At 59.9% G+C, this 451-nt stretch carries 1 protein-coding gene; it reads left to right on the forward strand.

Features of this window, described 5'->3' with window-relative positions:
• Window positions 1–451 (forward strand): 3-isopropylmalate dehydratase small subunit (locus tag ACYP5B_RS18650; protein ID WP_459570688.1); only part of this gene is annotated, 451 nt, incomplete at both ends.

Here is a 451-nt window from a genome sequence, read left to right on the forward strand (position 1 = left end):
CACACTTGAAGAGGCCTTGCCGCTCCGCTCGGACATTTCCACCGACGAGATCACACCCGCCTACATTTGCTACTACTACGACGAGAAACTCGGGGACTACCCATACCTTGGCCTCGACTGCGCAGGGACTCGTCCGGTGACGGAGGGCAGCGTGAAGTCGGGCGGATTCGCGGTCACAGTCGCGGGCCGCCGCTACGGAAAGGGATCGTCTCGGGAAGCAAGTCCGTTCGCGGAGCACAGTGCGGGCATCCGACTGGTGATCGCCGAGAGTTTCGAGCGAATCTATCGGCAAAATTGCCACAATCTAGGCATGCTTACCTCCACCGACTTCGGCCTGATCGAGCGGATCAGGCGGGGGGAAGATATCCCATTGGAAGAATTCACGCGCGGAGAGAACGAACTCACCGCCGAGTTGATTCGCCAAGGAGGACTCTTTAGGCTGACCCGGGCA

This window comes from Cupriavidus sp. 8B (genome assembly GCF_054589115.1).